The organism is Lentzea sp. NPDC020367 (assembly GCF_044387305.1).
In the GTDB taxonomy this organism is placed as follows: domain Bacteria; phylum Actinomycetota; class Actinomycetes; order Mycobacteriales; family Pseudonocardiaceae; genus Lentzea.
In genome coordinates this window covers 749948-764774 of record NZ_JBIRVV010000002.1, presented here as the reverse complement: position 1 = coordinate 764774, position 14827 = coordinate 749948, and the positions used below count along the sequence as shown (strand labels likewise).

The following is a 14827-nucleotide window of genomic DNA, read 5'->3' as shown; positions in this document are numbered from 1 at the left end:
CGCGTGGCCGCCTCAAGCCGAAAGTGTTGACGTCGAAGGAGCTTACGAGCGCTTCGCGGACATGGGCTTCGAGTACGGGCCCGCGTTCCAGGGCCTGCGGGCGGTGTGGCGCTCCGGCGACGACGTGTACGCCGAGGTCACCACGTCGGAGGAGACCGCAGGCTTCGGCCTGCACCCGGCGTTGCTGGACTCCGCGCTGCACGCCGCGTTGCTCGCGAAGGACGGCGCCGGACTGCCGTTCTCGTGGGAAGGCGTGTCACTGCACGCCACCGGCGCAACGGAGCTGCGGGTCCGGCTACGTTCCCACGGTGACGCGATGGAAATCGCGCTCGCCGACACCACCGGTCAGCCCGTCGCCACGGTCGAGTCGCTCGTCGTGCGGCCCGTCGCGTTGCCGCGCAACGAGGTCGACCGCGACTCGCTGTTCCGTGTCGAGTGGACCCCCGTCGCGTTGCCGTCCGACGCGGCCGAGAACGTCGTCATCGAGCACGTCGCAGGCGACGGCAACGTCATCGAGTCGACGCGCACGCTGACGACCCGCGTGCTCGCCAAGCTCCAGGAGTGGATCTCCGGCGAACGCACCGAGCGCCTGGCGTTCGTGACCCGCGAAGGGGATCTGGCCGGGCAGGCTGTGTGGGGCCTGGTGCGGTCGGCGCAGACCGAGCACCCCAGCCGGTTCGTGCTGGCCGACGTCGACGACGAAGCCGTTCTGCCGCAAGCGCTTGCCGCGGACGAACCGCAGGTGCGCATCCGGCGGGGGCAGCTCTTCGCGCCACGGCTGCAGCGCGCCGCGGCGACCGAGGAGACCGTCTGGGAGAGCCCGGTTCTGATCACCGGCGCGGGCGGGCTCGGTGGCGTGATCGCCCAGCACCTCGTCGCCGAACACGGCGTCACGGAGCTGATCCTGGCCAGCAGGAGCGGCCGCAAGCCCGACTGGGAGGTCGACGCGGCCGTCAAGGTCGTCAAATGCGATGTCAGTGACCGCAAGGCGTTGCAGCGGCTGCTGAAGAAGCACACGGTCAGGTCGGTCGTGCACACCGCCGGCGTGCTGGACGACGGCGTGATCGAGTCGCTCACGCCCGAGCAGTTCGACACGGTGTTGCGGCCCAAGGTCGACGCCGCGTGGCACCTGCACGAGCTGTTGCCCGACGCCAGGATCGTGTTCTTCTCCTCCGCCGCAGGCATTCTCGGCGGCGCGGGCCAGGGCAACTACGCGGCGGGCAACGCGTTCCTCGACGCGCTCGCCGAGCACCGCGGCAACGCCGTCTCGCTGGCCTGGGGCACGTGGGAGGCGACGGTCGGCCTCACCGGTTCGCTGACCGACGCCGACCGGGAACGCCTGGTGCGCGCCGGAATGCCGCCGATCACGCCGGCGCAGGGCACCGCGTTGTTCGACGCGGCGATCGCTTCAGGAGAGGCGGTGCTGCTGCCCGCACGCCTCGACTTCGCGACGTTGCGGGCACAGGGCGAGGTTCCCTCGTTGCTGCGCGGCCTGATCCGGACGCGCGCCCGCCGCACGGTCGCCGGTTCGGACGCGGCGACCGGTCTGGCCGCGAAGCTGCGCCCGCTGGGCGACGCCGAGCGCCTCGACGCGTTGCTCGATCTGATCCGCGCGCAGGTCAGCGCTGTGCTGGCGTTGGAGAACTTCGACGCCTCGCGGGCGTTCCGCGACCTCGGGTTCGACTCGCTGACCGCCGTCGACCTGCGCAACCGCCTCACCGCGGTCACCGGGCTGCGGCTGCCCGCGACCCTGGTGTTCGACTACCCGACCGCGCACGTGCTCGCGACGTTCCTGCGGGACGAGCTGTTCGGCGCGGACGGCGGCGATGTCGTCGCGACGCGCACGGTGTCGGACGACGACCCGATCGTCGTCGTCGGCATGGCCTGCCGGTTCCCCGGCGGGGTCAGCACGCCCGAGGACCTGTGGCGGCTCGTGCTGGACGGCACGGACGCGATCTCCGAGTTCCCGTCCGACCGCGGCTGGGACCTCGACACCCTGTTCTCCGGCAACGACATCGGCACCTCCTCGACGCGGCTCGGCGGCTTCCTGCACGACGCGGGCGAGTTCGACCCGGCGTTCTTCGGCATGTCACCGCGAGAAGCCCTCGCGACGGACTCGCAGCAGCGCCTGCTGCTGGAGACCGCGTGGGAGGCGTTCGAACGCGCTGGAATCGACCCGGTCTCGTTGCGCGGCAGTGACACCGGAGTGTTCGCGGGTGTCATGTACAACGACTACGCGCAGCTGCTCGGCGGTGAGTTCGAGGGCCACCACGGCACCGGCTCCTCGCCGTCGGTCGCGTCCGGCCGAGTGTCCTATGTGCTCGGTCTGGAAGGCCCGGCCGTCACGATCGACACAGCGTGCTCTTCCTCTTTGGTCGCAATGCATCTCGCGGCGCAGTCGCTGCGGACGGGGGAGTCGTCGCTGGCGCTCGCCGGTGGTGTCGCGGTGATGTCGACGCCGGCGACGTTCATCGAGATCTCTCGGCAGCGCGGCGTCTCGTCGGACGGCCGCTGCAAGGCGTTCTCCGAGGGCGCGGACGGCACCGGGTTCTCCGAGGGCGTCGGCCTGCTCGTGCTGGAACGCCAGTCAGACGCTCTGCGCAACGGCCACAACGTCCTCGCGGTCTTGAAGGGCACCGCCGTCAACCAGGACGGTGCGTCCAACGGCCTGACCGCGCCGAACGGCCCGTCGCAGCAGCGGGTGATCCGCGCGGCGCTCACGTCCGCGGGCTTGACCCCGCTGGACGTCGATGCCGTCGAAGCGCACGGCACGGGCACCTCGCTGGGCGACCCGATCGAGGCGCAGGCGCTGCTCGCCGTCTACGGGCAGGACCGCGCCGAGCCCCTCTACCTGGGTTCGATCAAGTCGAACATCGGCCACACCCAGTCGGCGGCCGGTGTCGCCGGCGTGATCAAGATGATCATGGCGCTGCGCCACGGCGTGCTGCCTCAGACGCTGCACGTGTCCGCGCCGTCGTCGCACATCGAGTGGGACGCGGGCGCCGTCGAGCTGCTCACCTCGTCCCGCGACTGGCCCGAGGTCGACCGGCCGCGTCGCGGCGGTGTGTCGTCGTTCGGCATCAGCGGCACGAACGCCCACGTCATCCTCGAGGCTCCGGAATTGTCAGACCTCCCTGAGATGATTGGGATGGGGGCTCGCAGCCCCCTGGGGGCCGGCCAGGCGGGATCGATTCGGCAGGTCGGCGCGGTGCCGCTCGCGGTGTCGGCGAAGTCGGCGGGTTCGCTGCGGGCGCAGGTCGAGCGGATCAAGGCGCTCGTGGCCGGTGGCCAGGAGCCGATCGACGTCGGGTTCTCGCTGGCCGCGCGCAGCCGATTCGACCAGCGTGCGGTGATCCTCGGCGATGAGGTCGTCGAAGGCGCGGTCGCGGATGCCGGTCCGGGGCCGGTGTTCGTGTTCCCCGGCCAGGGCAGCCAGTGGCACGGCATGGCGGTCGCGCTGCTCGACGAGGACGAGACGTTCGCGCGGTGGATGGCCGAGGCCGACCGGGCGATCGCCGGACACGTCGGCTGGTCGGTCATCGACGTGCTGCGCGGCGACGCCGAGCTGCTTCAGCGCATCGAGGTCCTGCAGCCCGCCCTGTTCGCGATCATGATCTCGCTCGCCCAGACGTGGCGCGCGAACGGCGTCGAACCCGCCGCGGTCGTCGGCCACTCGCAGGGGGAGATCGCCGCCGCCTACATCGCCGGTGCGCTCACCCTCGACCAGGCCGCGCAGATCGTGGTCAAGCGGTCGCAGCTGTTCGCGGACGAACTCGTCGGCAACGGCGCCGTCGCGAGCATCGCGTTGCCCGCACCGGAAGTCGAGAAGCTGCTGCCGCCGGAGCTGGCGATCGCGGGCGTCAACAGCCCGCACGCCTGCACGGTCGCCGGCGCCGTTCCCGCGCTCGAGAAGTTCGTGGAAAGCTGTGTGGCCCAGGACATCCGGGCCCGCGTGATCGGTTCGACCGTCGCCTCGCACTGCGCGCAGGTCGACCGTCTTCGCGACCAGATCCTGGACCTGTTCGCGGACATCACGCCGCAGCCCGGCGCCGTGCCGTTCTACTCGACCGTCACCGCCGAGCGCATCGACACCACCACCCTCGACGCCGAGTACTGGTTCCAGAACGCCCGGCAGCCCGTCAGCTTCGCGAAGGTGGTCGAGAAGCTAGTCGCGGACGGCCACCGCGTGCTGATCGAGTCGAGCGCGCACCCGGTGCTGATGCTGCCCGCGCAGCAGACCGCGGAGGCGATCGGCACCGAGATTGCCGCGATCGGCTCGCTGCGCCGCGACCAGGGAGGCAGTCACCGGTTCACGACCTCGCTCGCCGAGGCGTGGGTCGCGGGCCTCGACGTCCGGTGGCAGTACCCCGGCGGCCGGAGCGTCGCGCTGCCGACCTACCCGTTCGACCACCAGAGGTTCTGGCCCGAACCGCTCGTCAAGGACACCTCCGACCCGGTCGACGCCGAGTTCTGGGAACTCGTCGACAACGGCGGCCTGGAGGACATGGGCGTCGGGCAGGGCGTCGCGCACACGCTCGCGCAGTGGCGCAACCGGCGCAAGTCCGAATCCACAATGGACACCTGGCGGTATCGTGACCAGTGGACGCCGGTCACCGTCAGCGGAACCCCGGCTGGTTCCTGGCTGGTCGTCACGTCCGGCACAGCTGCTCAGGACGTGATCGACGCGCTCAACGCCGTTCACCTCGACGTCGACGAGCAGATCACCCACGCGGACCTCACCGCGCGCCTGCCCGAGACGATCGACGGCGTCATCGCGATGACCGGCCTGCAGGCGACGATCACGCTGGTCCAGGCACTGGCGGAAGCCGGTGTCAGCGCGCCGATCTGGGCCGTCACCCGCAACGCCGTCGCCGTCGGCGGCGAGGAGGTCGACCCGGCGCAGACCGCGATCTGGGGCCTCGGCCGTGTCGCCGCGCTCGACCTGCCCCGCCGCTGGGGCGGCCTGATCGACCTGCCCGGCACGCTGGACGACAAGGCCGCGCAACGGTTCGCGGCCGTGTTGACCGGCGGCGAGGACCAGGTCGCGATCCGCGACAACGGCGTGTTCGCCCGCCGGCTCGTCCGCACGAACGCCCACCACAGCCCGGACTTCCAAGCGTCCGGCACGGTGCTGATCACCGGCGGCACGGGCGCGCTCGGTGGCCACGTCGCCCGTTGGATGGCCGAGGCCGGCGCCGAGCAACTGGTGCTCACCAGCCGCCGCGGCCTCGACGCACCCGGTGCGGCCGAACTCAAGGCGGAACTCGAAACGACCACCCGCGTCACGATCGCGGCCTGCGACGCGGCGGACCGGGACGCACTGGCAGCCCTGCTCGCGGACATCGACGACCTCACGACGGTCGTGCACGCCGCGGGCATCGGCACCGGCGACGCCCCGATCGACGAGATTCGGTACGAGGACGTCACCGCGCTGCTCGACACGAAGATCACCGCGGCCCGTCACCTGCACGAACTCGCGCCACAGGCCCGTTTCATCCTGTTCTCGTCGGGTGCTGCGAGCTGGGGCAGCGGTGGCCAGCCCGCGTACGGCTCGGCCAACGCCTACCTCGACGGGCTCGCGCACTTGCGCCGGTCGCAGGGCATCCCGGCGACGTCGATCGCGTGGGGCGCGTGGGCGGACGCCGGCATGGCGGCCGATCACGGCATGTACGAGGCGCTGCAACGGATCGGCATCGGCGCGATGCCCCCGGAACTCGCGATGAAGGTGCTGCGCCAAGCCGTCGCCGACGACCAGACCCAGCTCACCGTCACCAACATCGACTGGGCCAGGTTCGCGCCGAGCTTCACCGCCGAACGCCCGAGCCCGCTGCTCAGCGGCATCGCCGAGGTGCGCGCGGCGCTGGCCGACGAGGTCGTGGAGGAGTCGGAGCTCAAGCAGCGCCTCACCCGGTTGACCGAGGCCGAACGCGACCGCGCACTGCTCGACCTCGTGCGCGCTGAGGCCGCGAAGACGTTGGGCTACCAGGAAAGCGACCAGGTTCCGGTGGCCCGCGCGTTCCGGGAGCTCGGCTTCGACTCGGTCACCGCGGTCGAGATGCGCAACCGGCTGAAGACCGCGACCGGACTCGCCCTGCCCGCGACGCTCGTCTTCGACTACCCGACCGCGACGACGCTCTCCCAGCACCTGCGCGACGAACTGTTCGGCGGCGCGCAACAGATCGAGGTCCGCGCGGCCACGATCGCCACCGACGACCCGATCGCGGTCGTCGGCATCGGTTGCCGGTATCCCGGCGGCGTGACGACGCCGGAAGCGTTGTGGGAACTGGTCTTCGAGGGACGGGACGTGATCTCGCGGTTCCCCACCGATCGAGGCTGGGACCTGGAACGACTGGCCAGCTCGACGTTCGAGGGCGGTTTCCTCGACGCCGTCGCCGACTTCGACGCGGGCTTCTTCGGCATCTCGCCGCGCGAGGCCGTCGTGATGGACCCGCAGCAGCGCCTGCTCCTGGAGACCTCGTGGGAGGCGTTGGAACGAGCGGGCATCGACCCGACGTCGTTGAAGGGCAGCCTGACCGGCGTCTTCGTCGGCACCACCGGCCAGGACTACGAGTCGCTGCTCAACCGCTCGCTGGAGGAGACCGGCCCGTACGCGACGACGGCGTTCTCCGCGTCGGTGCTGTCCGGCCGCATCTCCTACCTGCTCGGCCTCGAGGGTCCGGCCGTCACGATCGACACGGCCTGCTCGTCGTCACTGGTCGCGATGCACTGGGCCGCGCAGGCTCTGCGCAACGGCGAATGCGACCTGGCACTGGCCGGTGGCGTCGCGGTGATGACCACGCCGAACGCCTACTCGGCGTTCACGGCGGCCGGTGGACTCGCGCCGGACGGCCGCTGCAAGGCGTTCGCCGAGTCCGCCGACGGCACCGGTTGGTCCGAAGGCGCCGGTGTGGTGTTGCTGGAACGCTTGTCGGACGCGCGCCGCCACGGTCACGAGGTGCTCGCCGTGCTGCGTGGCTCGGCGGTCAACCAGGACGGCGCCTCGAACGGCCTGACCGCGCCGAACGGACCGTCGCAGCAGCGCGTGATCCGCCAGGCGCTGGCGAACGCCGGACTGGAACCGTCCGAAGTGGACGCCGTCGAAGCACACGGCACGGGTACGACCCTGGGCGACCCGATCGAGGCGCAGGCCGTGCTCGCGACGTACGGGCAGAACCGGGAGACCCCGCTGCTGCTCGGCTCCATCAAGTCGAACCTCGGCCACCCGCAGTCCGCCGGCGGTGTTGCCGGTGTGATCAAGATGATCATGGCGCTGCGCAACGGTGTGCTGCCTCAGACGCTGCACGTCGACGCGCCGTCGTCCAACGTCGAATGGCAGACCGGCAACGTCGAGCTGCTCACGGAACGCCGGGATTGGCCCGCGAACGGCCACGCGCGCCGTGCCGGTGTCTCGTCGTTCGGTGTCTCCGGCACGAACGCGCACGTGATCATCGAAGAGGCGCCGGAGTTCGCGTCCGCGGTTCCCGAGGTCACGGCGACCGCTTCGGTGGTGCCGCTCGTGGTGTCGGGACGGTCCGAGGAGGCGCTGGCCGATCAGCTCGCGGGCCTCGGCTCAGTCGAAGCCTCGCAACTCGACCTGGCCTATTCGCTGGCGGTGTCGCGCAGTGCCTTCGAGCACCGGGTCGTGCTGGTGGACGGCGTGGAGATCGCCAGGGGAGAGGCGGGCGAGCGCGATCTGGCGTTGCTGTTCACGGGACAGGGTTCTCAGCGACTCGGCATGGGCCGGGACCTGTACGAGCGGTTCCCGGTGTTCGCGGACGCCTTCGACGCCGTGCTCGCGCACCTCGACCCCGCGCTGCGATCGATCATGTGGGGCGACGACGCGGACGCGCTGAACCAGACCGGCAACGCCCAGCCCGCGATCTTCGCGCTGGAAGTGGCGCTGTACCGGCTCGCGGAGTCGTTCGGCATCAAGGCCGACCGGCTCGCGGGGCACTCGATCGGCGAGATCGCGGCCGCGCACGTCGCCGGCGTGTTCAGCATCGAAGACGCGTGCACGCTGATCTCCGCGCGCGCCTCGCTGATGCAGGCGCTGCCGACCGGTGGCGCGATGTTCGCGATCGAGGCCGGCGAGGAGGAGATCGCTCCGCTGCTCACCGAGGGCGTGTCGATCGCCGCCGTGAACGGCCCGAACGCCGTGGTCATCGCGGGTGTTGAACAAGAGGCACGTAGGATTGTTGAACAACTCAACGATTCTACGTCCGGTGCCGCGTCTGGCACTGGGCCGCGCAAGGTCAAGCAGCTGCAGGTCAGTCATGCGTTCCACTCGCCGCTGATGGAGCCGATGCTGGACGACTTCCGCGCCGCCATCGCCGGGATTTCGTTCAACAATCCGACGATCCCGTTGTTGACTGGTGGAATTGTTCAACAATCTGAGTACTGGGTGCGGCACGTGCGGGAGACCGTGCGCTTCCATGACACGGTGCGCGCGCTCGACGGCAGCACGTTCCTGGAGATCGGACCGGACGGCGTGCTGTCGGCGATGGTCAGCGGAATCCCGTTGATGCGCAAGGACCGCGGCGAGGAACAGTCGTTCGTCGCCGGACTTGCCCGTCTGCACGTCAGCGGCGCGACCGTGAACTGGAGCGCGTTGTTCGAGGGCACCGGCGCGCGACGGGTCGCCCTGCCGACGTACGCGTTCCAGCACGAGCGCTACTGGCCGACCGTGCTCAACACCGCACCGGTCGACCGCACCAAGTCCACTGTGGATTCGTGGCGGCACCGCGAGTCGTGGGAGCGGATCAACCCGCGTGGCCACGTCTCCGGGACGTGGCTGGTGCTCGGCGCTGAGGACGACTTCGCTCGCGAGGTCGCGTCGGCCGTCAACGGCACGGTGGTGCAGGAACTACCGGAGATGCCGTTCGACGGGATCGTGTCGCTGCTCGCGTTGGACGGCGAGGCCGACGAGAACGGCGTGCCGCGCGGCGTGATCGCGACGATGGACCTGATCCAGTCGTTGGCGCGCAAGGGTGTGAGCGCTCCGGTCTGGGCGGTCACGCGAGGTGCCGCGACCAGCGCGACGCAGAGCGCGGTCTGGGGCCTCGGGCGAGTCGCCGCGCTGGAGTTGCCCGCTCAGTGGGGCGGTCTGGTCGACGTCACCGGCGACGTCGCCGAGCTGGCAGCGGTGCTCGCCGGCGACGAGGCCGAGGTCGAGATCCGGGCGGACGGTGTGTTCGCGAGGCGGTACGACGCGGCACAGCCCACCGATGCGATGTGGGAGCCGCACGGCACCGTCATCGTCACCGGTGGCACGGGCGCGCTCGGCACGCACGTCGCCCGTGACCTCAAGCAGCGCGGGGTCGAGAAGATCGTGCTGGTCAGCAGGCGCGGTCTCGACGCACCGGGAGCTGCGCAACTCCAGGAGGAACTGGGCGCGGAGATCGTCGCGTGCGACGTCGCGGACCGAACGGCCGTTGCCGACCTGCTGAACACCTACTCGCCGAACGCCATCGTGCACACCGCCGGCGTTTTGAGCGACGGCGTGCTGGAAGGCCTTGCGCCGGAACGGTTCGCGGACGTGTTCCGGTCGAAGGTCGCCTCGGCCCTGGTGCTCGACGAGCTGACGCGTGATCGTGAACTGGACGCGTTCGTGCTGTTCTCGTCGGTCGCGGGCGCTCTCGGCAACCCCGGTCAGGCCAACTACGCGGCCGCCAACGCCGTGCTCGACGCCATCGCACGGGACCGGCGCGCGCAGGGGCTCAAAGCGACGTCGATCGCGTGGGGCGCGTGGGCGGGTTCCGGGATGGCGGACGGGGTCGGCGCCGACCTGAGCGCGATCACGATGCGGCCCGACCTGGCGGTGGAGTCGATGTGGCGGGCCGTCGCGGAGGACGCGCCGACCGTCGCCATCGCGATCCTGCCGGACAAGAAACCCAAGGCACGCAAGAAGATCGAGGTCAGCGGTGACGTGCTTGAGGTCGTCCGCACGGCCGTCGCGTCGGTGCTCGGCTATGCCGGACCGCACGCGGTGGGCGTGGACAAGGAGTTCCGCGACCTCGGGTTCGACTCGCTGACCGCGGTCGAGCTGCGCAACCAGCTGTCGGCGGCGACCGGCCGGACGTTGCCCGCGTCGCTCGTCTACGACTACCCGACGCCGCGCCGGCTCGCCGACCACCTGCGCGGGGGAGCGGCCGAGTCGCAGGAGAACGTCGTTGTGCGGGGCGACGAACCGATCGCGATCGTCGGCATGGCCTGCCGCTTCCCCGGCGACGTCACCACGCCGGAACAGCTGTGGCAGCTGCTGGTCGACGGGCGGGACGGCATGGGCGCGTTCCCGGTCGACCGCGACTGGGACGTGGAGTCGGTGCTGTCCACGTCGGTGACGCGCGAGGCCGGATTCCTCGCCGGGACCGCGGACTTCGACCCGGCGTTCTTCGGGATCTCGCCGCGTGAGGCGATGGCGATGGATCCGCAGCAGCGGTTCCTGCTGGAGACCACGTGGGAGGCGCTGGAACGGGTCGGCGTCGATCCGCTGTCGTTGCGGGGGTCGCAGACCGGTGTCTTCGTCGGCACGAACGGCCAGGACTACGCGACGTTGCTGACGTCGTCGGCCGAGGACACCGAGGGGCACGCGGCCACGGGTCTCGCGGCATCGGTGATCTCGGGTCGCCTGTCCTACACGTTCGGCTTCGAGGGGCCGGCGGTCACCGTCGACACGGCATGTTCCGCTTCTCTCGTCGCGATGCATCTCGCGGTGCAGGCGCTACGCGGCGGTGAGTGTTCGTTGGCCGTGTCCGGCGGTGCGACGATCATGACCACGCCGTTCGCCTTCGCCGAGCTGACCCGGCAGGGTGCTCTCGCGGCGAACGGCAGGTCCAAGGCGTTCTCCGACGACGCCGATGGGGCCGGTTGGTCCGAGGGCGTCGGCATGGTCGTGATGGAGCGGCTGTCCGACGCGGTGCGCAACGGGCATCAGGTGCTCGCGGTGATCCGCGGTTCGGCGGTCAACCAGGACGGCGCGTCCAACGGCCTGACCGCGCCCAACGGCCCCTCGCAGCAGCGTGTGATCCGTGCTGCTCTCGCGAACGCCGGTCTGTCCGTGGGCGATGTCGACGTCGTCGAGGCGCACGGCACCGGTACGGCTCTGGGCGACCCGATCGAGGCCCAGGCCCTGATCAACACCTACGGCGCGGACCGGTCGTCGCCGCTGTGGCTGGGTTCGGTGAAGTCGAACATCGGCCACACGCAGGCGGCCGCGGGTGTCGCGGGCGTGATCAAGATGGTGCTGGCGCTGCGCCACAACCTTCTCCCGCAAACGCTGCACGTCGCCGCGCCGTCCTCGCACGTCGACTGGTCCGAGGGCACGGTCGAGCTGCTGACGTCGGCCCGCGAGTGGGAGACCAACGGCCACCCGCGCCGCGCGGGCGTCTCCGCGTTCGGCATCTCCGGCACCAACGCACACATGATCCTCGAAGAAGCCCCAGCTCAGGCCAGTCGGCCGGAATTGTCAGACCTGCCTGAGATGATTGGGATGGGGGATGAAAGCCCCCTGGGGGCCGGCCAGCCGGGATCGATTCAGCAGCGCGGCGTGGTGCCGCTGGTCGTGTCGGCGAAGTCGCCGGCCTCGTTGAAGGCGCGCATCGAGCAAGTGCGCGCGCTGGAAAGCGATGCGCAGGATCTGGCGTTCTCGTTACTGACGACCAGGTCGGTGTTCGACCACCGTGCGGTGCTCATCGGGGACGAAGTGGTCCAGGGCGTCGCGCAAGAGAGTGCGCCGGTGTTCATCTTCCCCGGACAGGGCAGTCAGTGGCACGGCATGGCGGTCGCGCTGCTGGACGAGGACGAGACGTTCGCGCACTGGATCACCGAATGCGACGCGGCGATCGGCAGGCTCGTCGGCTGGTCGGTGATCGACGTGCTGCGCGGTGAGGCCGCACTCCTCGAACGCATCGAGGTGCTCCAGCCGACGCTGTTCGCGGTCATGGTGTCGCTCGCCCAGACCTGGCGCGCGAACGGCGTCGAGCCCGCCGCGGTCGTCGGCCACTCGCAGGGAGAGATCGCCGCCGCCTACGTCGCCGGGGCGCTCAGCCTCGACGAAGCGGCCAAGATCGTCGTGTTGCGGTCGCAGCTGTTCGCCGACGAGCTCGTCGGAAACGGCGCGGTGGCAAGCGTCGCGTTGCCGGTCGAGGAAGCGCGCCAGCTCATCGAGCAGTGGCCGGTGCTGTCCATCGCGGGCATCAACAGCCCCAACGCCTGCACGGTCGCCGGTGCCCTGCGGGAGCTCGACGAGTTCGTGGAACTGTGCCAGGCCAGGGAGATCCGGGCACGGGTCGTCGCGTCGACGGTGGCCTCGCACGGTCCGCAGGTCGAACCGTTGCGCGAGAAACTGATGAGCCTCCTCGGCACGATCACGCCACGCGCGACCGACATCGCGTTCTACTCGACGGTCAAAGCCGAACGCGTCGACACCGCGACCCTCGACGCCGACTACTGGTACGAGAACGCGCGCCGCCCCATCGAGTTCGTCGCGGTCACCAGGAAGCTGATCGAGGACGGCTACCGCGTGGTCGTCGAGGCGAGCCCGCATCCGGTGCTCACGATGTCCGCGCAGGCCACGGCCGAAGCGGACGGCGCGGAACTGGTCACGGTCGGCTCGTTGCGCCGCGACCAGGGCGGCGGCCACCGGTTCACCACGTCGCTCGCCGAGGCGTGGGTCGCGGGCCTCGACGTGCGGTGGAAGTGCGACGGCCGCAGGATCGACCTGCCGACGTATCCGTTCAGCCGCAGCAGGTTCTGGCCCAAGGCCGGTGCCAAGGTCGTCAACGCCGAGGACAGCGCGTTCTGGCAGCTCGTCGACAACGGCGAGCTCACCGGCGCTCTCGGCGTCGACGCGGAGAACGTGCTGCCCGCGCTCAGGGAATGGCGTGCGAAGCAGCAGACGCAGTCCACTGTGGACGGCTGGCGTTACCGCGACTCGTGGCAGCTCCTGCGCGGCGTCCAGGCCACCGGCATCAACGGCACCTGGCTCGCGGCCGTTCCCGAGCACGTCGACGAGTGGACCGAGGCGGTGCTGCGGGCGTTCGGCAGCGACCTCGTGCGGATCACGGTCCGCGCCAACGCCGAACGCGCGCTGCTCGCCACCGAGCTGATCGGCATCGAACCGGTCGGCGTGATCTCGTTGCTCGGCACGGAGAACGCGCCGCACCACGAGTTCACCGCGACACCGCTCGGTCTCGCGCTGAACGTCCTGCTCCTGCAGGCACTCGGTGACGCCGGCAGCACCGCGCCGTTCTGGGCGGTCACGAAGCAGGCGATCTCGACCGGCGCGACCGATCCCGTGCACCACCCCGAGCAGGTGGCGTTGTGGGGCCTCGGCAGGGTCGCGGCGCTCGACCTGCCGCGGCACTGGGGTGGCCTGGTCGACCTGCCGGAGATCATCGACGGCCAGATCGAACAGGGCCTGGTCGCCGCCATCACGAACGGCGGCGGCGAGGACCAGCTGGCGGTCCGCGACACCGGCGTCTACGGCCGCAGGCTCATCCCGGCCCAGCGCGCGCCCCGGTCCACGGAGTGGATCCCGCGCGGCACGGTCCTGATCACCGGCGGCACCGGCTCGCTGGGCGGCCACGTCGCCCGCTGGGTCGCCGAGCGCGGCGCCGAGCACGTGCTGCTCACCAGCCGTCGCGGTGATCAGGCACCAGGGGCCGCGGAACTGCGCGAGGAACTGGAAGCGCTGGGAGCGCGCGTCACCATCGCGGCCTGCGACGCGTCGGATCGGCAGAGCTTGAAGTCGGTGATCGACTCGGTGCCCGACCTGCGAGCCGTGGTGCACGCGGCCGGCATCGTCGAAGGCAACGCGACCACCGACGCGGTGGGCATCGATCAGCTGGATCGCTTGCTCAAGGCCAAGATGACGTCGGCCTGGCTGCTGCACGAACTGACGAGCGACCTGGACGCGTTCATCCTGTTCTCGTCCGGTGCGGCGAGCTGGGGCAGCGGCGCGCAACCCGCGTACGCCGCCTCGAACGCCTACCTCGACGGCCTCGCGCACTTCCGGGCGTCCCAGGGCCTCAAGGCGACGTCGATCGCGTGGGGTGCCTGGGCGGACTCCGGAATGGCGTCGGAGAACGAGGAAGGCGCCGAACAGCTGCGCCGCCGCGGTGTGCACACGATGAAACCCGAACTCGCGATCACCGCGCTGCGGCAGGCGGTCGAGGACGGCCACACGTCGCTGACGATCACCAACATGGACTGGGAGAAGTTCGCGCCGAGCTTCACGGCGTCGAGGCCGAGCCCGTTGCTGATGGGCATCCCGACGGTCCGGGAAGCCCTGGAAGAGCCCGAAACGACGGACTCAGGGCTCAGGGAACGGCTGCTGGCGTTGCCCGAGGCGGAACGCGCACGCACACTGCTCGACCTCGTCCGCACGGAGGCCGCGGCGACACTGGGCTTCGACGGCGCGGAGGCGTTCGGGCCGACCAGGGCGTTCCGCGACGTCGGCTTCGACTCGGTGACGGCGGTCGATCTGCGCAACCGGCTCAAGGTGGTCACCGGCGTGGCGCTGCCCGCGACGCTGGTGTTCGACTACCCGACCCCCGCCGCGCTGGCCCAGTTCATCCGCACGGAACTGCTCGGTGAGGCCGCGACCACCGCCAACGACCCCGACGCGCCGATCAGGGACGCGCTCGCGGCCATCCCGATCAGCCGTCTGCGGCAGGCGGGACTGCTGGACCTGGTGCTCCAACTTGCTCAGGACAGTGGGGAAAACAACAGCGCCGGAGATGTTGTGCTTGCAGCCGAGGCGGAATCGATCGACGACATGGACGGCGAAGCCCTCCTGCGTCTGGCGATCGGGGACGCCATGGACTAG

1 protein-coding gene (only partly in view) is annotated in these 14827 nt (G+C 70.5%); it reads left to right on the top strand.

Annotated elements, in window-relative coordinates:
- Positions 1 to 14827 carry the 3' portion of a type I polyketide synthase gene (locus ACH413_RS10535; protein ID WP_360030644.1) on the top strand. Its footprint begins 12575 nt before the window's first position, so 14827 of the gene's 27402 nt are visible here — the last part of the coding sequence; the start codon falls outside the window, past its left edge; its stop codon occupies positions 14825 to 14827.